The organism is Butyrivibrio sp. AC2005, from assembly GCF_000424145.1.
Classification (GTDB): Bacteria; Bacillota; Clostridia; order Lachnospirales; family Lachnospiraceae; genus Butyrivibrio.
Map to the genome: position 1 here is coordinate 13418 of NZ_AUJI01000046.1, position 21601 is coordinate 35018.

General features: G+C 40.5%; 20 protein-coding genes. 17 read left to right on the forward strand and 3 right to left on the reverse strand.

The window, feature by feature from the left end; translation table 11 throughout:
- Positions 1–53: 53 nt before the first annotated feature.
- The 10 genes from G602_RS26625 (at position 54) to G602_RS0113515 (ending at position 9017) form a co-directional block, all read left to right on the forward strand.
- Entirely contained in the window at positions 54–569 is a 516-nt protein-coding gene (locus G602_RS26625; RefSeq protein ID WP_155829890.1) for an FUSC family protein, read from the forward strand.
- Positions 556–1875 carry a circularly permuted type 2 ATP-grasp protein gene (locus G602_RS0113475; RefSeq protein WP_026659493.1) on the forward strand — a complete coding sequence of 440 codons (1320 nt, stop codon included), beginning with the start codon at positions 556–558 and terminating at the stop codon, positions 1873–1875. Before G602_RS26625 ends, G602_RS0113475 begins: the two co-directional genes overlap by 14 nt.
- Positions 1857–2522 (forward strand): alpha-E domain-containing protein, encoded by a 666-nt coding sequence (locus G602_RS0113480; protein WP_026659494.1) that lies wholly within the window; start codon positions 1857–1859, stop codon positions 2520–2522. The genes G602_RS0113475 and G602_RS0113480 overlap by 19 nt, the downstream gene beginning before the upstream one ends.
- 19 nt (positions 2523–2541) lie before the next feature.
- The gene (locus tag G602_RS26630; RefSeq protein WP_044932108.1) at positions 2542–3378 is read left to right on the forward strand and encodes a transglutaminase-like domain-containing protein; all 837 of its coding nucleotides are present in this window, start codon (positions 2542–2544) and stop codon (positions 3376–3378) included.
- The gene (locus G602_RS0113490) at positions 3378–4325 is read left to right on the forward strand and encodes a M14 family metallopeptidase (RefSeq protein WP_026659496.1); all 948 of its coding nucleotides are present in this window, start codon (positions 3378–3380) and stop codon (positions 4323–4325) included. Before G602_RS26630 ends, G602_RS0113490 begins: the two co-directional genes overlap by 1 nt.
- Positions 4322–5257: a M14 family metallopeptidase gene (locus tag G602_RS0113495; protein WP_026659497.1), complete on the forward strand. Its 936-nt coding sequence runs from the start codon at positions 4322–4324 to the stop codon at positions 5255–5257. Before G602_RS0113490 ends, G602_RS0113495 begins: the two co-directional genes overlap by 4 nt.
- A gap of 185 nt (positions 5258–5442) precedes the next feature.
- The gene (locus tag G602_RS0113500; RefSeq protein WP_026659499.1) at positions 5443–6813 is read left to right on the forward strand and encodes a sodium-dependent transporter; all 1371 of its coding nucleotides are present in this window, start codon (positions 5443–5445) and stop codon (positions 6811–6813) included.
- A 76-nt stretch (positions 6814–6889) separates the two neighbouring features.
- Positions 6890–7246 (forward strand): hypothetical protein, encoded by a 357-nt coding sequence (locus tag G602_RS0113505; RefSeq protein WP_026659500.1) that lies wholly within the window; start codon positions 6890–6892, stop codon positions 7244–7246.
- Positions 7247–7261: 15 nt separating this feature from the next.
- Positions 7262–8311: an SGNH/GDSL hydrolase family protein gene (locus G602_RS0113510; RefSeq protein WP_026659501.1), complete on the forward strand. Its 1050-nt coding sequence runs from the start codon at positions 7262–7264 to the stop codon at positions 8309–8311.
- Positions 8304–9017: a hypothetical protein gene (locus G602_RS0113515; protein ID WP_026659502.1), complete on the forward strand. Its 714-nt coding sequence runs from the start codon at positions 8304–8306 to the stop codon at positions 9015–9017. The genes G602_RS0113510 and G602_RS0113515 overlap by 8 nt, the downstream gene beginning before the upstream one ends.
- Before the next feature lie 226 nt (positions 9018–9243).
- Here the strand turns inward: G602_RS0113515 and G602_RS0113525 are convergent, their stop codons facing one another.
- The gene (locus G602_RS0113525) at positions 9244–11040 is read right to left on the reverse strand and encodes a hypothetical protein (RefSeq protein ID WP_026659503.1); all 1797 of its coding nucleotides are present in this window, start codon (positions 11038–11040) and stop codon (positions 9244–9246) included.
- 246 nt (positions 11041–11286) lie between these two features.
- On the opposite strand from G602_RS0113525, the gene G602_RS0113530 reads away from it, so the two are divergent.
- Together G602_RS0113530 and G602_RS0113540 are read left to right on the forward strand one after the other, a co-directional pair.
- Entirely contained in the window at positions 11287–12336 is a 1050-nt protein-coding gene (locus G602_RS0113530) for a zinc ribbon domain-containing protein (RefSeq protein ID WP_026659505.1), read from the forward strand.
- 139 nt (positions 12337–12475) lie between these two features.
- Positions 12476–14467, forward strand: coding sequence for a hypothetical protein (locus G602_RS0113540; RefSeq protein ID WP_026659506.1), 1992 nt, complete (start codon positions 12476–12478; stop codon positions 14465–14467).
- A gap of 183 nt (positions 14468–14650) precedes the next feature.
- On the opposite strand, the gene G602_RS0113545 is transcribed toward G602_RS0113540, so the two are convergent.
- Positions 14651–16303, reverse strand: coding sequence for an ABC transporter substrate-binding protein (locus G602_RS0113545; protein WP_044932110.1), 1653 nt, complete (start codon positions 16301–16303; stop codon positions 14651–14653).
- Between the two features lie 388 nt (positions 16304–16691).
- On the opposite strand from G602_RS0113545, the gene G602_RS0113550 reads away from it, so the two are divergent.
- The 4 genes from G602_RS0113550 (at position 16692) to G602_RS0113565 (ending at position 20030) form a co-directional block, all read left to right on the forward strand.
- The gene (locus G602_RS0113550) at positions 16692–17930 is read left to right on the forward strand and encodes a hypothetical protein (protein WP_026659508.1); all 1239 of its coding nucleotides are present in this window, start codon (positions 16692–16694) and stop codon (positions 17928–17930) included.
- Positions 17931–18179: 249 nt separating this feature from the next.
- Entirely contained in the window at positions 18180–18917 is a 738-nt protein-coding gene (locus G602_RS0113555; RefSeq protein WP_026659509.1) for a NifB/NifX family molybdenum-iron cluster-binding protein, read from the forward strand.
- Positions 18907–19476, forward strand: a complete 570-nt coding sequence (locus G602_RS0113560; protein WP_242835613.1) for a chromate transporter — start codon at positions 18907–18909, stop codon at positions 19474–19476. The genes G602_RS0113555 and G602_RS0113560 overlap by 11 nt, the downstream gene beginning before the upstream one ends.
- A complete protein-coding gene (locus G602_RS0113565) occupies positions 19473–20030 on the forward strand; it encodes a chromate transporter (protein ID WP_026659512.1) in 558 nt (185 codons plus the stop codon). Before G602_RS0113560 ends, G602_RS0113565 begins: the two co-directional genes overlap by 4 nt.
- 195 nt (positions 20031–20225) lie before the next feature.
- Here the strand turns inward: G602_RS0113565 and G602_RS0113570 are convergent, their stop codons facing one another.
- Positions 20226–21110: a LysR family transcriptional regulator gene (locus G602_RS0113570; protein ID WP_026659513.1), complete on the reverse strand. Its 885-nt coding sequence runs from the start codon at positions 21108–21110 to the stop codon at positions 20226–20228.
- A 127-nt stretch (positions 21111–21237) separates the two neighbouring features.
- Here G602_RS0113570 and G602_RS0113575 point away from each other — a divergent pair.
- A partial coding sequence (locus G602_RS0113575) for a putative sulfate exporter family transporter (protein ID WP_026659514.1) occupies positions 21238–21601 on the forward strand: 364 nt, incomplete at its 3' end.

Consider the following 21601-nt stretch of genomic DNA (forward strand, 5'->3'; position numbering starts at 1 on the left):
AGTGTTGAGAGCTGATACATGGAAAAACGTTGGTACACTTTCCGCATATAGGTATGCGGATTATAAAATCAGCACTTGGGGTGCTTATCTGTTTTGCGATTTATTTCATAAGGGGTAAGCAGGGGACGCCGTTTTATTCGGCACTGGCTGTATTATGGTGTATACAAAATCAGACTAAAAACACGGTGGGTAATGCACTGCAGCGAACTGTAGGAACCGGTATAGGTGCAGCCTATGGACTTGCCTATATTCTTCTAAAACAGAAAATTCCTACACTTGGTGACAGCTTCCTTCATTACTGCATCATTTCGCTGGCGCTGATACCCATAATCTATACGACTGTTGTTATAAAGCAGAAGAAAGCATCATATTTTTCATGTGTTGTTTTTCTGAGTATAGTTGTAAACCACTTTATGGATGAAAACCCATTCATATTCGTGATAAACAGATCGCTGGATACTTTAATAGGAATCATTCTGGGACTGGCCCTGAATTACAGGTATATGAAAAAGATGGAAGAGTTGGAAAACATCAAAGAGGAAGAGGAATCAGCCTATGAACAATGTTAATCTGCTAAAGCATACAGATGATGTCAACGCTCTGTTGGCCAGGTATGGAGTGAAATTCGGAATCTATAAAAACAATGAGTTTAAGGAGCAGCTGTTTCCTTTTGATGCCATACCAAGGATTATTGAGCATGACGAATTTGAATACCTTGAAAAAGGGCTAAAACAGCGAGTTACAGCGCTGAATCTTTTTCTTAAGGACATATACAGTGAAAAGAAGATAGTCAGAGACGGTGTAGTGCCGGAGGATTTTATCTTTGCGTCCAGCGGTTATATGGTGGAGTGCGAGGGAGTAAGCCCCGTAAAGGGAATCTATTCTCATATATCCGGAATTGACCTTGTAAAGGGAAAGGACGGACAGTGGTATATATTGGAGGACAACCTGCGTGTTCCGTCAGGTGCCTCATATCCCATGATAGCAAGAGAACTTTGCAGGCGGAGCTCACCGGGAACATTCAATGATGTAAGGCTGGAGGATAACAGAAATTATGCAAAGCTTCTGAGAAGAACCATGGATAACGTCAATGTGGGAGGACACACGGTTATCCTTACACCGGGAAGATACAATGCAGCATATTTTGAGCATTCATACCTGGCAGAGCAGACAGGAGCACATCTTGCCAATGGTTCGGAACTCATAGTGGAAAATGACAAGCTGTACTTTATCACAGCAGATGGAAAGCATGAAAGAGTCGGGGCTGTTTACAGAAGAATCTCAGATGAATACCTTGATCCCATGACCTTCAACCCCGAATCGGTTATAGGTATTCCGCATATATATGATGTCTTCAGAAAAGGTAATGTTGCTCTGATAAACGCACCCGGCAACGGAATAGCTGATGATAAGGGAATTTACTATTTTGTTCCGAAAATGATCAGTTATTACCTGGGAGAAGAGCCAATTCTTAATAATGCACCGACATATCTGCCCTTCTATGAGGATGATATGAAATATGTGCTTGATAAGTTTGACAACCTGGTACTAAAAGATGTGGCTGAAGCAGGCGGTTATGGAGTAGTATTTGGCAACTCAATGTCAAAGGAGCAGAAGGAGAGTTTCATAAATCTTCTTAAGGCAGAGCCAAGAAGATTTATAGCACAGGAAGTCATCGACTTTCAGGATCTGGATATTCTTGAAGGTGATGATATGGTTCCAAGAAAAGCAGACCTCAGGGCATTTGTGCTGATGGCTGATGAACCACTTGTATGGAAGAGTGGGCTTACGCGTTTTTCAAGGAATCCCGATTCATTCATAGTTAATTCTTCGCAGGGAGGAGGTTTTAAGGATACATGGGTATTATCTCAGTAGAACAGACAAACAGACTATACTGGCTGGGAAGATACGCTGAGCGCGTGTACACACTGGTGCGGTGCTATTTCAAGAGCTATGACACCATGATTGATGAGATCCGCGACAGTTATCATGACTTTTGCCAGATGATTGACATACCGGATATTTACAAGGATAAGCAGGACTTCATGAAATCTTATCCCTTTGATGAAAGCAATCCGGATTCAATAATCAGTAATCTTATCAGGGCTTATGATAATGCCATCGTGTTGAGGGAGAGTATCGGTTCTGAATCGCTTTCTTATATCCAGCTGGCAATCTATGAGATGAACAAGGCAAAACTAAGCGATGCTCCGCTTATAGAACTGCAGCTGGTGATAGATGACATCCTTGCATTCTGGGGAATGATAGATGATAAGCTGGACGATGATCATATAAGAAACATAATCAAGTCAGGTAAAAGGATTGAAAGATTTGATCTTTACGCAAGGCTTGGTCTTGGAAGAGACAAGCTTATCAGAGAGGCAAACCGCATGATTCCCAGGATTGAGAAGAGTGGTATGGACGTGAAAAAGGACAAGCTTGAGGAAATCCGCAAGGCTGTTGAAGCACAGGAAGTAGACTATTATGGCGTGATAAAGATGCTGGAAGCGTTGATTGCATAAAGGCTAAGGATGTGATTTCATGAAAAAACTACATTTTGATTATTGCATGGAAATCCGTTATTCCGATGATGTTTCGTGGTGCTGTTACACAATAAAGTGCATCCCGAAGGATAATGACAGGCAGAAAATATCGAACATAAAAATCGATATGATACCTGAGACAAAAGCAGAATGGGCCATGGATTCCCATGGAAACAGATATATATTTGGCAGCAATGAGATACCGCATTCTTACTTCAAGTACCATATTACAGGCGACGCAGAGTGCGGATGTGCGAGCTATGAATCTGTGACAACTGAAACGGAAGAGATGATATACAGGCATAGTCATGGACTTACTGTTCCCGGAGAAAAGCTGAGGGAGTATATGCAATCCATAAGGGCTGCTACGTCTTCTTTTGATGAGATGAAACCTTTGGAGAAGGCAAAACAGATAATGGAAAAAATCCACGGATACCTTGTTTATGAAAAGGGATGTACCGGGGTTGATACAGGGGCAGAGGAAGCTTTTTCCATTGGTCATGGAGTATGTCAGGATTATTCTCATATCATGATCTCGCTACTTAATCTGTCCGGATGTGCAGCCAGATATGTAACCGGGCTCATCATAGGAGAAGGAGAGTCCCACGCATGGGTTGAAGTTGCAGATGATGGAAAATGGTATGGTTTTGATCCGACTAATAATATTCTTGTGCAGGATTCACACATAAAGATTGGCTGTGGCAGGGATGCTACCGAGTGCCAGATCAATCGTGGAATTATGCATGGCGGCGGTCAGCAGTCTCAGGATATTTATGTGAATGTTTCTGAGATAAGTCACGCACAGAGCATTATAAGCAGAGGAGCGTTGTTCTGATGATAAAGACAGTAGCAGAGATAGCACTACCTGTTGATGAGGTATTAAGGATAAAGAAAAGGCGCATAATTCCCGATGGTTCCGGAAATAATAAAAAGCGAATCAGTATAGTTACCGGTATACACGGAGATGAGCTTGAAGGCCAGTATGTATGCTTTGAACTGGCGAGGCGTATAGAAGAAAACAAGGAGTGTCTAAAGGGCATAGTTGATATCTATCCTGCAATGAATCCGTTGGGAATAGACTCCATAACCCGCGGGATTCCGGCTTTTGACCTTGATATGAACAGGATATTTCCCGGGAATGCCGAAGGTAATATGACAGAATTACTTGCTGCAAATATTTTAAAGGATGTATCCGGTTCAGATATGGTCCTGGATATTCATGCAAGCAATATTTACCTGACGGAGATTCCGCAGATAAGGATAAACCGGCTAAATAAAGACGAACTTATTCCGCTTGCAGAGAGTTGTAATGTTGATTTTATCTGGGTACATGAATCCAGTACAGTACTTGAGTCCACGTTTGCGTATAGCCTAAACAGTACAGGAACACCGTGCCTTGTTGTCGAGATGGGTGTTGGAATGCGGATAACAAAAACCTATGGGGATCAGCTTGTGGATGGAATTTTCAATCTAATGCATTCCATGGGGATATGGACCGGAGAGACGAAGACACCAAGAAAACCTATTGTTTCTGAAAATGCTGAAGATGTCTGTTTTATCAATGCTGCAGCCGGGGGACTGTTTATTCCTGATGTGACGCATTGGGAGACGCTGGAAAAAGGAGACAGAATAGGAAGAATAATCGATCCGCTTTCAGGGAAGATTTTACAGAATATTGAAAGTCCCGTGGATGGAATACTGTTTACAATAAGGGAATACCCGATTGTTGATGAAGGATCACTCATCGGCAGACTACTGAAGAAGGAAGTCATGGCTGTATGAAAAAGAAGACAATATACGAGATTAAAGGGCTGTACAGAGACAGCTTCAGAATAACAGGCTTTGAATTTGGAAAGGGCAAAAAGTCACTCTGCATTGTAGGAAGCATGAGGGGTAATGAAGTCCAGCAATTATACTGCTGCTCCCAGCTTGTTAAGAAATTCAGGCAGCTTGAGGAAGAAGGGCGCATCACTCCAAATGTCAAAATACTGATCATACCGTGCTGCAACCCATATTCCATGAATACCCAGAAGAGATTCTGGACTATTGATAATACTGACATAAACAGGATGTTCCCCGGTTATGACCTCGGGGAGACTACTCAGAGAATTGCCGATGGCATCTTTTCCGGAATAAAAGATTATAAGTACGGCATACAGTTTACATCATTTTACATGCCCGGAGAATTTATGCCTCACGTAAGGATGATGGATGAGGGGTATTCGGATGTCTCCACAGCAATGAAATTCGGACTTCCTTATGTGGTAAAAAGAACAGTCAGGCCATATGACACTGCAACCCTGAACTATAATTGGCAGGTTTGGAATACGAAGGCCTACAGCCTTTATACATCTACAACAAGCAGGATTGATAAAAAGAGTGCCGGTCAGGCAGTGCTCTCGATACTTCGTTTTTGTAAAGAACTGGGATTTGTGAAGTACCATGAGCATGGTGATCATCCCTCAATAATAATAAGTGATAAGGAGCTTATCAGTGTCCGCACGGCTAAGTCAGGCATGTTTGAACCGCTTGTAAAAGTTGGTGAACATATTGACGAGGGAACGCCACTTGCCGAAATCATCAATCCGTACGACGGGACTGTGATGGAAACACTGTATTCTCCTACCAGAGGCACACTGTTTTTTATGCATTCAGATCCGATTATTTATGCAGAAACAGCGGTAATTAAAATTGTGCCATGGCAAAATCGTTGATGTTTTCAGTTTGTTTACCGATTTATCATAAGCAGATAAACCCTGAAACCATATTGCCTAAATTTAGTTTTTGATATACCATAATATGGTTGAATTCTTGCACCAGTGTGCTGAAGGAGGTACTCAGCACACTGGTGCTTTTTTTCTGCGTATAGCAAAAAATAAAATAATTAGGGAGTTGTGTTGTGAAAGAGAGAGAATCAATTGGGAGCAGACTGGGATTTATTCTGCTTTCTGCAGGATGTGCAATAGGAATCGGTAACGTATGGCGATTTCCGTATATGGTAGGTGAAAATGGGGGAGGCTTCTTTGTACTTATTTATGTACTTTTTCTTCTAATTCTGGGGGTTCCGATCCTTACTATGGAGTATGCAATCGGAAGGTCGAGCCGATTAAGTGTCCTTTCAGCGTTTAAAAAGCTGGAGCCAAAAGGCAGTAAGTGGCATATCTACGGATATTTTGCAATTGCAGGTAACTATATACTATTAATGTTTTACTCTGTGGTTTCCGGATGGATACTAAGGTATTTTGTTCTGGCTGTTAAGGGCGAATTCATGGGGAAAAGCCCGAAGAACATCGCGGAGATATATGGCGAAATGATGAGCAGCCCAAAAACACTTATCCTTTTCATGGGAATTACAATGCTGATAACAGTTGCAGTTACATCCATGGGACTTCAGAAGGGCGTTGAGAGAATAACCAAGATAATGATGATCATGCTTATTCTGATTATGATCGGTCTTGGGATAAGGTCACTTACTCTGCCAAATTCAGTAGAGGGCGTTAAGTTTTACCTCATGCCAAACATGGATAATGTCAGAAAAGTCGGTGTTGGTAATGTACTTTACGGTGCGCTTAATCAGAGCTTCTTTACCCTGAGTCTCGGAATCGGCGGTATGGAGATTTTCGGAAGCTATATCAAAAAAGAGAGAAGCCTTGTTGGAGAAGCGATTCTGGTGGCAGGGCTTGATACCTTTGTTGCCATAGTTGCAGGTCTTATAACAATTCCTGCATGTTTTGCCTTCAACGTAGCTCCTGACAATGGGCCAAGCCTTATATTCCTTACTCTGCCTAACGTATTTTCAGCGATGAAGGGCGGCAGGATTATCGGAAGTCTTTTCTTCCTTTTCATGTATTTTGCAGCTCTGTCCACAATGATCGGAGTATTTGAAAATGATGTAAGCTTTTCAATAGACCTCTTTGGACTGGATAGAAAAAAGGCTGCGCTTTTTGCAGGTATTATGATCACAGTGGGGTCAATTCCGTGCGCACTTGGATTTAATGTATGGAGCGCTTTTCAGCCGCTTAAAGCCGGCAATGTGATCATGGACCTTGAGGACTTTATAGTAAGTAATCTTCTCCTTCCCATAGGATCACTTATCTGCTGTCTGTTCTGTACCTGTAAGTATGGATGGGGATTCGATAACTATATCGAAGAGGTTAACAGTGGCGTTGGAATTAAGATGAGCCTTGGTCTCAAATGGTATTTTAAGATAGTACTTCCGGCGATACTGATATTCCTCGCAGTGTATGGTCTTTGGAGCTATTTTGCTTAAGAAATATCATTAATTGTGATTAAGGTATGATATAATTGATCCTCAGGGGAATTTTATTATTTTGGAGGAAAAACGTATGACAAAAAGAAATGTTGGATGGGTGCTGGTTATCATTGGCTTATTCATGCTGTTCAAAATGGTGCGTGTATCATCATTTGGATTCTATCGAATCGGCAGAGTAAGCACATCTGCAATAGTTCTGGTACTTCTTATTATTTCAGCAATAGCAGTTGTAGTAAATAAAAACAGATTTACATGGGGATGCTTTGTAATGTCGCTTTGTCTGCTTGTTGTAGCACTTGTTCTTGGAACAGAGCTTTACTTTGCATACTCATCACTTACAGATATCCTTCTTGTATTTGTTCCGATAGTGTTTGGTGCAGGACTCATCATCAAGAGTGCATTTGAGAAACATAATGCAAAATGTATTTAACGAGGAGAATCTGTGATGGAATATAGATTATCGGAAATAGAAAATAAGCGTATATGGGGAAGATGCTCTTCTACAGATGACGGAATTGCACTGTTCTGGACCGGAAGCGGAATAGAAGTAAATGTCAGTGCCGGATATCTGTATGCGGATATAGAGTCTACTTTTGGGACGCTTGAATTGTGGATAGATGTTTTTGTTGATGATGCGCGTATAATGCATTTTCCTCTTTTGGAGGGCAGACACAGATATCAGTTAATGAGAGGCTTTGATAAGTCCCATGAGACCAATGTCAGGATTGCGAGAAGCACACAGTCCATGATGGAGGAGTGTGCTTCTGTAATAAAAGTATTCTCATTCGATACGGATGGGGAATTCCTTCCTGTGAAGAAGAGAAAGTACAGCCTTGAATTTGTGGGGGACAGTATTACATCAGGTGAGGGAGCGTATGCTCTTTCACGTGAAGAATGGATACCCACAGTGTTTGACAGCGTTAACAGCTATGCATATATGACTGCAAAAATGCTTGATGCGGATTACAGTATTTTAAGTCAGAGCGGTCAGGGATTGTTTGCTTCCTGGGATGGCAGTACCGAATGCTCACTTCCGAAGGTATATCCTTATGTATGCGCTGCGCAGATATCTGAGGATGCCAAAAAGCTGGGGTGCATGGATAGCTGGGATTTTACCGGTAATAAAAAAGATGCCGTCATCATTAACCTCGGAACGAATGACAGCAGTGCGATGAAACTGGACAAATGGAGTGAGGATGAATTTCTGCAGAAGTTTAAAACCTGCGGAATCGATTTTCTTAAATCTGTAAGGGAAAGTAATCCCGATTCAGTAATCATCTGGGCATATGGAATGCTTGGAAATGAGATGGAAGAGCATATCCGTGACATCATTGGAACATATAATACGGAAAATGGTGATAACGTTACATATCTGAGACTCCCGGATTGCACAGGAATACATGTAGGTGCAAGACTTCATCCGGATCCGGAAGGGCACCGTATAGCGGCAGAAGCACTTGCGGATTGTATTGGAAAGATAATGGAATATGAGTAAAAAGGATGTTTGCCTCAGGCATATTTCAGAAGTTTTTTTATATGAATACTACTGTCTTGGTGATGATGAATATGAGATATCCGTCGACGATACTTTGACACCACATAAGGAGAAGGCAAAAGAGCTTCTGCTTGCAGGTAATTATTCTGATTCTCAGCAGGAATGGCTCAGTGCACACTTCGAGAATCCTGTGGATATGGAAGCGATTCTTGGAATTATACTTTGCTGTAAACAACTCGGGGATATAGAGGGTGAGTATTCATATACAATCGAATCATATAATTATTGCTGTACCAGAGCAGAGCTTGCGGCATATTATAGAAATCTTGGCTGGTATTATCTGGAAAAATATAAACCGGAGGTTTCTGCAGCATGTTATCTATATAGCAAATACTTCGAGGAATCCCAGCAGGCGGATGCAGAACTTGAATTTCTAAAAAAAGCTATTGGTAAGAATATTGTGGAAAAAGACATAAATAAAATCCAGAAGATTCTTAAGGATAATGAAATTCCTACTGAAGCAAGTCCGGTAACACTTGCCCTGTTGTATAAAGCAGCAGAAGAAGCGGCAGATTGTGGCGACAATGATCAGGCACTTGATTGTTATAGAATGGTTTATGATCTTACTGCAGATGAAGAGATTGGAAAAATAATTTTGAAGTTATTCGATCCTAAAACAATGATTAACCACGGGAATGGGGTGTGATCCATCAATTGGTGGCAGCTGAATGGCTATGCAATAAATGAAAAGAGACTAAAAGCCCTTGAAAAAACTGTTTGGCCAGAGAAAAAACACTGCTGTAGTGGATGAGTTAAAAAATATCATCCCTAAAACCTATGTTATCGGAGACTGTTCCAATGTCGGCGGGACGCTCTGGCAATCAGTCAGATCCGGTTTCGAAATGGCATTTGAAATATGATATTTTAGGGATTTAATATTTAGTTTTTAACATTTTTAGCAGAGATTTTCTGTCAACCTTATACTGATTGATAATCCTGTTTGTGTACTCTATAAATGAATGGCACATTAATGGGTGTGTAAATTCGATGGTGATAAAAGGGTGGCAGGTATGGGTAATTTGTACAGCTTTATCACATATTAAAAGTTCCATGTTTGCAAATGCCGTGGCCGGAAGAGGTATCAGTTTATAGTTTGGATTAGCTTCAGTTATGGCTTCAAGGTGTCTGATATGGGCCAAGTACTGATCCTTAGTATAATGCAGAGATGACTCATTTTGAAACGCCTGCACAGAGACAGGAGAGCTATTAAATGAATCACTTTCGATAAGATGGATACATTCGCAACAGGTGTTTGTTTCAATTATTTCTTCAAACCTCTCTTTACGCTCTTTCCATTCTGATGAAAGAGAAAGACTTTCAAATTCATCAACTAACTCCTTGGGCATAGTTGCGATGGAAAGTGTGGGTCTGATAGAGATGACATTACCTGAGATGGATGGCAGTTTTATGCGGTCCTGTTTTCCAACTTTTTTCATAAGAGGCTTGCACTGTTTCATCAACGATTGAAACGTTTCAAGGCATTCATCAAGGTCTTCCTGAGCAGTCAGAAAATGGTAGTGGCCTGCAGATTCCTGCCCGATAACGTGACTTGCTCTTATGCATGCCTGTCCGGGATTTAGAAACAACGTGAATGAAAAACGGCTGTTTCCGGGTTCTGTATGATAATAAGATTCAATCATGCCAGTCATATAGAGAGGCAGCCAGGAAATGATGGCAGCATTCATCTCATCAATATTTCGCTCAATATTATGGATGATGCGGATTTTTGTACCATTTTTGACACATGCAAACATAAGTGAAGCCCATTTTAATCGGAAATCCGGATCCTCGATCATCCATTCCATATCCTGATCCGAATATAAAAGTAATTCTTTGGGCGCATTTTTAGCAGCATTCCCCAGAAAGCGCAAAACTGCAGCACGCAGCCCTTCATAGCCATCGTAAAGGCTCCTGGTATCATTTAAGATTTTTTCCGTTGCAGCTTCATCAATATCCGGAAGTTTCATTCTATTATCAACTGAAAAAGAATCAAAACTTTCAGAAAGCCGTTCTGCAGCCAATGATTCATTACTATACAGGTTGTCAAAATCACAGAGCCATTGATGGAAAATCTCTTCATTAAGATCTTTTATAGATATATTCATGAGTGCAGCAAGCAAATCGATTTTCTGCATACTGAAGAGGCGCTCCCAAAGAACCATGGAGAGTCTTCTGGCAATAACAGGATTGGAACTGGGAGTGCGTACACCCGTGCGGAAGCGGCTGATCAGAGACGCATCCACATTAACGAGATGACTGAACTGAATATTTGAATAATCTGCCAGTTTCATTGCAGAATCCAGACGTAGTCCAAAACTGAGAGGGTTGGTTTTATGCTTTTCGGTACGGCGTGTTTTTTTGATGTTGGTCGTAGAAGGCAATGCCTGTCCTTCGTATAACCAATTGATCATAGCTTCTTTTATGGAATCCGGTTGGGCGTCAGAAGATACGCTGATGAGTTTTTTTAGATCTTCGAGTTTATCGATACCTTCCATGTACAGATAGATGCCACTGGTAATTTTATTTATTGTAGGTGATGCCTTCGGCGGGATTCTTTTGCCGCCACAAAGCCTGCTAAGCGACGATGCATCCAAACCTGAGAAATCAGCAATCTGTTTGTTGCTCGCTCCTGTTATAACCATCATCTGTTTTAAACGTTCGGAAAACATATTAAAATACAATCCCCCAAGTTTTTGTTAAATTCACTTATACATAAATATTATAACAAAAAAACAAATAAACTTGCCAAAATAATTTGTCATTGAAAAGACTGATTGGCAAGTTTTTTGATTTGTTGTTTGTGAAATAATAAAAGAGTGATTATTTGCTTTTAATAAGAATATTTTGAGAATTTGTTACTTGTAATATTTGAATTGTCAGATATAAGATGTCAGTTTTTCATAGGAGATACGCACATGTTTTGTACGAATTGTGGAAAACAGATTAAAGAGGGAGCCTCGATTTGTCCTCATTGTGGAAAATCCGTTTCCCAAATGGTACGTGCTGTTGCACCTGATGACAGTACAGATTCGGAACAGATAAGCCCGTCTAAGGTCATTAAACAGACCTTGGGTTTTTATGCGAAATTATTAGCTCTCGTGGTGGGAGCAGCTCTTACCATATGCTTTGTTATAGGTGTGATTGTATGGTTTGTGGAGTATAAGGATAGACCTAAACCTTACAATGGTGCCAAAGTCAAAACACAGACTATATGGGAAGAAAGCGGACTTAGCGTTAAAGCTACTAAACTCACAAACGACAGAGTTTTGCGTGATGCGCTGATATTCGAAGTGAAAAACAATTCCGGAAGGAACCTTACAATTCAGTGCATTTCTTTTGCGGTAAATGGTATATCTGTTCCTGCAAATCTGGATGATACGATAGCGAATGGAGAAAAAAAGGATATAAGGCTCGAAATGGATCTCGGAAGTTCATATATGAAAAAGCTTGGCGTTGAGACTCCGGGAGTATTCACAATCGAACTTTCGGCACTTGAAGCTTCATCAGGGGAGGAAGTGTTCCGTTCGGGCTTTTTGACAGTTAATACAACCAAAGCATCCCTGGAGCAGCATCCCTCGCTGAACGGATACTACAATCGGCACTATGGTTTGTATGATCAAAATGGTGTAAGAGTGCAGAGTTTTGGCTATCTTCTGGATCCGATAGGACCGGGCTTTGGAATAGAGAATAGTTCTGAGCGTTCTGTTAAGGTGACGATTCGGATAAAGACAATAAGCGGTCAGGAGATCAGAGAGGACGATCACTACTATATCGGAAGCTCTGTTATTCAGCCGGGAACCATAGGCGCTCTATATACACCTGCATATTTTGAAGAACTGCAGCGTATGGATGTTGAAACACCCATTTTCCCTGTGACTAAATTTTCCGGTCTGTGCACAGTTATGGATGCACATGACGATTCCGTAATTTGGGAAGAACCGTTTACTTATACTGAAAAGGGCTGATGCAGAATCATATTTATGCATCTGATGAAGACTTTGAATTTGTTCTTAATTATATTACAGAGCGTATTCCGGAAAGGGCATGAATGTGCTCATATGAGAAGGTTTTTTTAAAACATACTGTAAAAAGGAGGGCGTATTCATGATAAAGAGATTATGTAGTATTTTTATTTGCCTGACATTGACGTTTAACATGATTTCAGGATGTGGAAACACTCAGCCTGAATCACCAAAAGACAATAATGCTGTAACGGAATCAAATAATGATAAAAACGATAATCAATCCTTACTGACAGATGATGATGAAACAAGTGACTCTGACAATGCTGAAAAAACCGACCCAATTGCAAATACAGAAGAGGCTTCGGATAATCTGGATATTGTCAGTATAACAGAGGTGGAGATACCTAAGCTTACGGCAGACCAGATCCTTACAATGAATGCGACAACCCTGGCTGTAGCTTGTCATGCCAATGCACTCATATGGACGGAAAAGCTGTCCCGAGCAGCTGCAGATGAAAGTCTCAGCGATGATGAAAAGCTGGCTGTTCTTGATAGCTGCATTGAAGCATGGAGAATTACAGATGTGGTTGCAAGTAAAGCAGAAGGTATGGCAGAGCTTCTTGAACAGGCAGAGGAGCTTCCTGAGTATCAGGGAACTCAGGCCATGATCATCAAGGAAGATAAAGACGGAAATTTATATGCAGCGGTAAAAGACAGCGTTGTCAATGACATAAAAGATATGCTTTTCATAAAGGTTTATGCAGCAGAGAATGACAGTAAACTCGATGCCAAAGCCTGGGCAACAATGATCACAAAAGCCTATGATGAGGGAAAGAACGGACAGAAGCTTAAAAATATTGCAAATATGATGGGCCTTAATGGAGCTGATAAGGAGGACTGCAAAAAGGCATATAAGGCTCTTCAGACAGCACAGGGAATCATGAAAGGAATATATGAGGGTGAACAGGCTGAAAAGGAGGCTGCCACCTGGGATAACATTGTAAAGACGGCAAAGGTCCTTCAGACAGCAGGCAAGGTAGCGGCCGTTGTTGCAACAGTTGCCACAGCAGGTAGTTCAGTTGGCCTTTTGGAGGTTGGTGGAGCTGCTTTTGATGGGGTGGATGCACTTTTGGATGTTGCCGACACGGGTGCAATGCTGATACTAGGGGAAAATAACAGCATCAGTTTGAAAGCGCAGGAAATGCAAAATAAGTATGGTGTGATAGGATCGATACTTGGTGGCGCAAATATGGCAAAGTCCCTTGTGGGATTCAAATTCAATGATATGTTAAAAATGGTCAGGGAAGGAGCAACAGATCAGAAAAAATGGGAAACATATTCCAATCTGAGCTATCTTGGAAAAAGCGCATATGAGCTTGTTGCACAAAAAAAGCTTCTGGGCGGAGCAGTAACTGTTGATGAAAAGGGAAATGTAAGGATAGGTATAGCGGATATATACGGAAGTCCAAAAACAGATAGGGAGAAGGAGGAAGCCTTTAATAGACTGAAAAATGTAGGCTTTACCGAAGACACGATAAAGAAAATAATGCCACAACTGTTTTCTTCTTCAGATGAATCAGGTCAGATTTCTGAGGGTGATGAAGGCGGTCTTCTTAAAGAGCTTAATGAACTAACTGATGACGAACTTGATAAAATCGAGGTCTCCACAGATGTGGTCAGCGAAGAAAACAATCCGGAAAAAGTTGTTGGTGAGATGGAAAAAGAACTGAATGATATCATGAAGAATTCATATGATATTGTTCCCAGTGGTAGTACAGAAAGACTTGCTGGTAAATATGAAGGAAAATATGTTAAAACATTGTTTGCTGTAAATGGTGACCAAACCACTGAAGAAGATACATCACTATATGTCAAAATATATGAGGGCGGAGTGCCTGTAATAAATTATATACCTGGAGGATACAACAGAGATACCATCGAATGGGATTCGGAAAATCTTTCAGCTACTGCCATTGATGACAGATCCGTTCCAATGTATTATTCATGGTACTTTGAAATAAGCGGGGATCAGATTAAGTTATTCATAGATGCTTATCAGCCCAACCCGGTAAATCCGGAAGTTGTTCCAAATCTGGAGGAAAGACACTTTGAAATGATAAAAGTTGAGTGAATTCCTTTTTAATTATTCGCGTTGAAATATGCTATAGATATGTTATGATTTTATTAAAGGTACTGCCGATAGCGGTCAGTCCCATTAATAGTTATTGATCAAAAATGACCGTCAACTATCCCGAGCTGTGCGGTCATTTTTGATGTTTATCTTTAAGTAGTGTAACCGTTGAGTATTTGACTGCTATTTTATTGACATATTCCGATAATTATTTTTTATCGATCCGTTCCAGGAGGCTTTTAGGCCATTTGCCCGTTCCCCTTGCACATAATAGCGGAGGCGCGAAAATAGCGGTATCCATGCGGCATCATCCTGGATGATCGTTTGCTCTAAGTCCCTGTATTCCTTGATACGTTCATCCTTATTTATTATGCCGCGGGCATCACGAACCCGTTTCATAATATCCTCGCGTGGGTAGCACAGGCTCCGGAAGGTCGTATTTTCCTTACTTCCGAAAAATGTATAGATAAAATTATCCGGATCGTTATAATCCGCTATCCAGGTCGCTTCGTAGCAGGCAAGCTTTCCGCTCTTTCGCAGTTTCATCCATTCGGCTTCATCGATAATCTCGACGGTTGCTTTAACACCAATCTTTGACCACATAGCTGCGACATCTTGCATCATAGCCTTTTCCCATGGGTAAGCGGTATTTTTGACGCTGATTGTCATTTCAAAACCATCTTTGTAGCCTGCTTCTGCCAAGAGCTTTTCTGCTGAATCCGGATCATAGGATATTTCAGGAAGATCCTCATTATATCCATTAAGACCATGCGGGAATATACCCTGTTCAAGTATAGCTCTGCCTTTTAAGCTGATATCCATTAGTTCTTCTCTGTCCAGTGCCAGTTGAAGTGCTTTTCTCACGGATACATCGTTTAAAGGTTCTACAGATTCATTGAGTACAATGTAGGTAATACCTACAGGATGCGCGCGTAGTAATCTACTCTTATATGAATCATCATTCAGGTATTTATCTGCATCGTCACCAATTTTGTCCAAATCAAGAACATCCAGTTCTCCTTTTTCAAATAATGCTTCCATTTCTTTTTCATCTAATAGGAATCTAAGATCCAGCCCCTCACATTTTGGTGCCCCGTTCCAACAATTTTTGTTTGCTTTCAGCAGCATTCCTTCTCCCTTAGACCATTTCCACAGAATAAAAGAGCCGGTTCCGATAGTCCATTCAGGATCCGCTCCGAAACGATCGCCAGCCTCGGTGGTCGTTTCCTCATCCATAATGGATGCTCCGGGCATGGAGAGGCACGGTAAAAAAGCTGCAAACGGTTCCGACAAAGTAATGGAAAAATCAAGATCTCCCAGGATCTTAAATCCTTCCAGTTGATCTGTTTCTCCGGATTGCAGCTTGTCAGCACCTGCGATTATGTCGACAATATCCTGGTTACAGGAATCGGGGTGGGTTAGCAGCCTTGAAAAAGTATACAGCACATCAGAAGCTGTCAGAGGTGATCCGTTGCTGAAGGTCACGCCTTCGCGTAAATGAAAAGTATAGGTCATGCCGTCATCGGACACTTCCCATGATTTCGCCAAAGAGGGCAGGACCACAGCACTGCCGTGGGAATTGTTTACCATTTCAACAAGACGGTCAAAGACATTCTGGGCAACCGTATAGTGAATTGACGTACACTGGAAATCCACAGTGTCCGGTTCTTCTTCAACAGCAACTATGAAACGGGATACATCTGGCTCCTCGTTTGGTATTGGGTCTGATTTTGTGGATTGATTGGATGAGTCCATACATCCCGATAATGATGTTGATAATAGAACAATCGCTGTCAGCAGATACATGGATTTTTTTGCGTTTTTCAGGTTTATCATTTTCCACACCTTTCTGTAAGCGATTACATTTCTATACTTTGAGAAAAATGAGTAATGGTTTTTAACTATCAATGTTGTACACACTATATCAATTTTAGTATAGCAAATAGCCGTAATAACAATAAAAAAATTTATTAAAAGATGTATGAAATAACTCTAAAGATAGCGCAAATTTATAGTCTCATACTGGAGGTTATATAAGCAAATACCAAAAGTACAAAAATGGCATATATAGAAATTTTATACACTTTTCATAGCAGTTTACTTGGAATAAATCAAATAAATAGGATAAAATGCAAATAAGACAAATTTGATGATTGATTCTGAAAGCCGTAATATAAAAGCCTTTTTTGTATAGGGACACTTCATGTTAAAGGAGGGAAAGAATATGACGAATGCTAGGACGTTGAGGAAATTATTAACCGGTATGCTTGCCGCTGCCATGACGCTTTCTTTAACCGTAGCAGGTGGAAGTGTTTCAGAGAAATCACTGAAACCAATGGAAGTAAAGGCAGCGAGTGGTCATTGGGAGTTAACAAATCAAACATCGCTGGGACCATATAGTGATTATAAAAGCAGCATGGGTAATGGCTGGAATCTTCAAAATAACGGATTTCAAGCGACTGATGATAGTTGGTCGTGTAGAGTTAATATTACATCTGCCTATGATGGCAGTGTTACAGATTTAGACTTAAAGTTTGATGCACCATCGAAAACCTATAATGCAGGGGAAGAAATTAGCATTGGATACGAGTATACCATTCGTGATGCATCAGCCAATGAGGTACCGGAGGTGGATGCAGGCTTTTCGTCAGATGAAAGAGTTATGACTCTTGAGTATAGTGGCTCTATCGATGATGTAAGCGAATTTTACTTTAGTGATGAAGAGGTTACAGGAAAAAATAATGGCCATACGGACTATATTTGGGACAAGGGCGGTGTAAATCCGAATTTTTGGTCAAAATCAACAATTTATTCTAATCTTGAAGAAGGTAAAGAGAACGGCGAAAAGATTTATCTTACATTAGGTGCAGAGTTTGGTAGAAGTGAAGTTTATATGCGTGCCGTTTATGAGTACACATGGACGTATAAATCCGGTAGTTCATCCTCTGATGTAGGGAAGGTAAAGAATGTAAAACTCGCGAATGTATATGCTACATCAAGTACCATTGAAGAAAGTGTTTCAGTCCCTGAGGAGGGTAGCGTTACCGAAGAAACAGAAGACCTCTCGGAACTTATGAACAAGGATCCTGAGAGTATGACCAGGGAAGAGCTTATAAAAGCTACAAAAGCAGCTTTGAATTCATCCACACCGGATGAAGGTGGTTATGTATTTGAGGAAAAGGATGATGGCATCGTTATTACTATGTGGTATAACGGCCTTGATGAGTTGCTTAAGCTTATTGAATCTGATCCAACATATAAAGATTCATGGAGTTATATGACTGACAGTATGTGCGAAGCCTGTGACTTATACTATCAGGTTTACAAGCTTCATGATATGGATGTTTACATTTATCTTGTAAATGAGTTGGATCATGATCAGCTTATAATCGCGTCCCGTAACGGAGAACTTATCTATGATATAGTTAATAATGTTGATAAGAGAGCGGAGTACAGTAACTGACAAGCTTGTAGAGTTTTACTGTAAATAGGAACGTAGAGCGTCTGTGAAATTTGACAATAGTTCAGTTTCACAGACGTTTTTTATAAATTGGCGCGCAATTAGTTCAATTTGAATATTATATTGCTAAAGAAGTCTGAACTGAATGTGGTTTAGGCTTCTTTTTTTGTTTATTTATAATACGCGTGATTATTGACATATGTCAATATCACTGATAACATATATTCTGACATATGTCAGAAAGGACGAACTATGCCTAAAATTACGAAATGCAGAAAAATAGCAGGTCTTCCCGGACAGTTTGGTTTTTGTCCGTCAGAGAACATTGAAGGAGACGCTATACAGCTAACCTTTGATGAGTTTGAAACAATGCGCTTGTTGGATAGGGAAGGAATGACCCAGGAACAGTGCGCCAGAGAAATGGGAGTTGCCAGGACAACTGTAACAGCAATGTATGAGAGTGCACGAAAAAAGATTGCTGAGATGCTGGTAGAAGGGCGGAGCCTTACAATTTCGGGCGGCAATGTCAAATTTAATATTATGCAGAGCGAGAACTTTAAGAACATAAGAGAAAAAGGAGAAAACGGCATGAGAATAGCAGTAACATATGATAATGGAGAGATTTTCCAGCATTTTGGTCATACAGAGAAGTTCAAGGTTTATGACGTGGAAGATGGAAAGATTGTAAATGAAGAGATTGTAGATACAAACGGCCAGGGACATGGTGCTCTTGCCGGTTTCCTTATGGGAGGTAAGGTTGATACACTTATCTGCGGAGGAATTGGCGGTGGAGCCCAGGCAGCACTTGGTGAAGCCGGAATTAAACTGTATGGTGGAGTATCAGGAAACGCAGACGAAGCAGTAAAGGCATTCCTTGACGGGACACTGGATTATAATCCGGAAGTTAAGTGTAATCATCATGGGGAAGAACATACATGTGGTGATCATCATGATGAGGACCATCACTGCGGAGGTCATTGTGGTCATTGAACTTTTTTGCACATTTTTCAGAATCGGACTATTTACTTTTGGTGGTGGCTATGCCATGATCTCGCTGATACAGGATATCTGCGTGGAAAAGAAAAAGTGGATCAGCCATGATGAGATGATGGATATTACAGTCATAGCTGAATCAACACCTGGTCCGATAGCGATAAACTGTGCTACTTACGTGGGATATAAAAAGCGTGGGTTAGTTGGAGCAGTCGCAGCCACAGTAGGAGTAATCATTCCGTCATTTATTATCATCTATCTGATTTCGATGTTTCTTGACAGTTTTCTTGAAATAGCATGGATAGCCAGCGCATTTAAAGGAATAAAGATAGCAGTAGGTATACTGATATTGGACGCAGCTCTTAAGATGATAAGGAAAATGGCAAAGAAACCATTCCAGCTGCTTGTATTAATAACGGTTTTTCTTATTATGATGGCAGTAAATCTTTTTTCCATAAAGATATCATCAATATCTTTAATGATTGCAGCAGGTCTATGCAGTCTTATAATATTTTGCGTCAGGATTAAAATAAAAGGGGAGGGACGAATTATATGATATATATTGATCTCTTCCTTGGATTTTTAAAAGTTGGACTTTTTTCTTTTGGTGGAGCTTATGCAGCAATACCACTTATAAGGGATGTGGTATTACATTATGGATGGCTTGATGATGAAAAACTCGCTTATATGATTGCGGTAAGCGAAAGCACCCCCGGACCGATTATGGTAAACATGGCTACATATGTAGGTAGCATGACAGCAGGGATCCCCGGTGCTTTGATAGCAACATTTTCAGTTGTCCTTCCTGCGTTTGTAATTATTGTACTTTTAATGATTCTACTCAAGGGACTGTTAAAAAATCCTTATGCAGAAGCTGTGCTTAGGGGATTAAAACCATGTATCATGGGTATAATCCTGTCTATGGGTATCAGTATGATCTTGCAAAACACTGTCATTAAGGGAACAAGACTTGCTCCTGATTTAAAAGCAGTAGTAGTGTGCTCTGTTCTGGCTGCTGTTTACTTTGGTTCCAGAAAAATAACGAAATCAGGGATATCTCCCATTGTACTGATTTGCATTGCTGCAGTGATGGGAGTGGTCGTGTATTAAATTTATGAGTTCCTTATGCTCTGTTGTATAAAGCAGCAGAAGAGGCGGATGATTCTGACGACCATGTTGAAAGATTTATGGAAAGAGCGTCAGTAAATGTGCTATTTTAAAGCAGGGAGGAATCGCAATCATCACATTGATTGCATGCTTTTTTAAGAATAGGTATGCTTATCGTTATTCATTTTACTAAAATGTTTATGCCACCGGTAGGATTTCCTCACATATTGCACGGATCTCTTCACTGAAAACAGTATCTTTTGGCCAGATGAAGGTAAAATCATGTTTTACCCTAAAGTCGTCAAGGGGGATTGTTTTCAGATATCCGGACTGCAGTCCGGATGCAACCGCTGCTTTATATAAAAAGGTGATGCCACAGTCTTTTTCAATAAGGCTTATTATGGCATGCATGTTCTCCACCTGGATAAAATTCCTAAAATCACTTGTGGAGTAATTGTTCAGGGCAAGAGCTCTTTCTAATATATTGCGCGTTCCTGAACCGGGTTCTCTTATAAGAATTCGCTCGGGAAAGAGATCTTTTATCACGCGCGGCTTCTGAGTGAAAGAATGCTTTGCCGAACAGACAGGAACGAACTCTTCTTTGCTAAAAAGCAGCGTTTCATAATCATTTTCAGGAAAATATCCTTCTACAAGTGCAAAATCTATAACACCCTCGGAGAGTTTTTTAAGAAGCTCTGATGTGTTGCCAAATGTAATCTTAAGATTAGTATCCGGGTGATTTTTTATGTAATCACTGATCGGATCAGCAATTATGTATTCTCCTATGGTCATGGTGACACCAAAAGAGATGTCTTTTAAGCCATGGCTATTCTGTGAAAGTATTTCTTTGAGACTTTCATCATCATTTTTTATCTGATTCATTTTTTTATACAGGAGTTTTCCGTTGTCAGTTAGAAAAAGTTTTTTTCCATCCTGAGTAAACAGCTTTGTCCCGTATTCATTTTCAAGATGATGTATGTGCTGAGAAACAGCGGGCTGAGTAATATTCAGCTCCTTAGCCGCCTTGGTGAAATTGAGGTGCCTGCAAACACAGAGAAAAGTATCTATCCTGAAATCCAGCATAATCAGTCCTCCATAACGATAAAAAATATTTATGGATACATAATAATATATAATTTTATCTTTTTCAAAAGACAGAATAGAATAAGACCTGCGAAAGAACAGATTAAAAAGAGAGAGAGGTCTTGAGATGGATTTTTTGAAAAAGAATTACATGGGAGTAATAGTATGCTTCACTATTGCAGTTCCTTCATGGCTCCTGGGAAAGCGCTTCCCTGTCGTTGGCGGAGCGGTGATTGCAATCATTCTGGGCATGATAATAGCCCTGTTCTGGAATGACAAGGGGAAGGCGGCTGATGGAATAAAGTTTACATCAAAGATAATTCTGCAGGCGGCTGTTGTCCTCCTTGGATTTGGTATGAATCTTTCGGTCGTTCTTCAGACCGGAAAACAGTCACTTCCTATAATTATCTGCACGATTTCAACATCGCTTATCCTATCATGGATTCTTCATAAGGTTATGAATATCAAAGGAAACACAGCTACTCTTATCG

What these genes read in the sequence shown, in the direction of transcription:
- G602_RS0113475 (WP_026659493.1), top strand. Translation starts at nt 556, where the DNA reads ATGAACAATGTTAATCTGCTAAAGCATACAGATGATGTCAACGCTCTG.
- G602_RS0113550 (WP_026659508.1), top strand. Translation starts at nt 16,692, where the DNA reads ATGACGAATGCTAGGACGTTGAGGAAATTATTAACCGGTATGCTTGCC.
- G602_RS0113525 (WP_026659503.1), bottom strand. Translation starts at nt 11,040, where the DNA reads ATGTTTTCCGAACGTTTAAAACAGATGATGGTTATAACAGGAGCGAGC.
- G602_RS0113570 (WP_026659513.1), bottom strand. Translation starts at nt 21,110, where the DNA reads ATGCTGGATTTCAGGATAGATACTTTTCTCTGTGTTTGCAGGCACCTC.
- G602_RS0113510 (WP_026659501.1), top strand. Translation starts at nt 7,262, where the DNA reads ATGGAATATAGATTATCGGAAATAGAAAATAAGCGTATATGGGGAAGA.
- G602_RS0113555 (WP_026659509.1), top strand. Translation starts at nt 18,180, where the DNA reads ATGCCTAAAATTACGAAATGCAGAAAAATAGCAGGTCTTCCCGGACAG.
- G602_RS0113565 (WP_026659512.1), top strand. Translation starts at nt 19,473, where the DNA reads ATGATATATATTGATCTCTTCCTTGGATTTTTAAAAGTTGGACTTTTT.
- G602_RS0113540 (WP_026659506.1), top strand. Translation starts at nt 12,476, where the DNA reads ATGATAAAGAGATTATGTAGTATTTTTATTTGCCTGACATTGACGTTT.
- G602_RS0113515 (WP_026659502.1), top strand. Translation starts at nt 8,304, where the DNA reads ATGAGTAAAAAGGATGTTTGCCTCAGGCATATTTCAGAAGTTTTTTTA.
- G602_RS0113530 (WP_026659505.1), top strand. Translation starts at nt 11,287, where the DNA reads ATGTTTTGTACGAATTGTGGAAAACAGATTAAAGAGGGAGCCTCGATT.
- G602_RS26630 (WP_044932108.1), top strand. Translation starts at nt 2,542, where the DNA reads ATGAAAAAACTACATTTTGATTATTGCATGGAAATCCGTTATTCCGAT.
- G602_RS26625 (WP_155829890.1), top strand. Translation starts at nt 54, where the DNA reads ATGCGGATTATAAAATCAGCACTTGGGGTGCTTATCTGTTTTGCGATT.
- G602_RS0113495 (WP_026659497.1), top strand. Translation starts at nt 4,322, where the DNA reads ATGAAAAAGAAGACAATATACGAGATTAAAGGGCTGTACAGAGACAGC.
- G602_RS0113505 (WP_026659500.1), top strand. Translation starts at nt 6,890, where the DNA reads ATGACAAAAAGAAATGTTGGATGGGTGCTGGTTATCATTGGCTTATTC.
- G602_RS0113545 (WP_044932110.1), bottom strand. Translation starts at nt 16,303, where the DNA reads ATGATAAACCTGAAAAACGCAAAAAAATCCATGTATCTGCTGACAGCG.
- G602_RS0113480 (WP_026659494.1), top strand. Translation starts at nt 1,857, where the DNA reads ATGGGTATTATCTCAGTAGAACAGACAAACAGACTATACTGGCTGGGA.
- G602_RS0113490 (WP_026659496.1), top strand. Translation starts at nt 3,378, where the DNA reads ATGATAAAGACAGTAGCAGAGATAGCACTACCTGTTGATGAGGTATTA.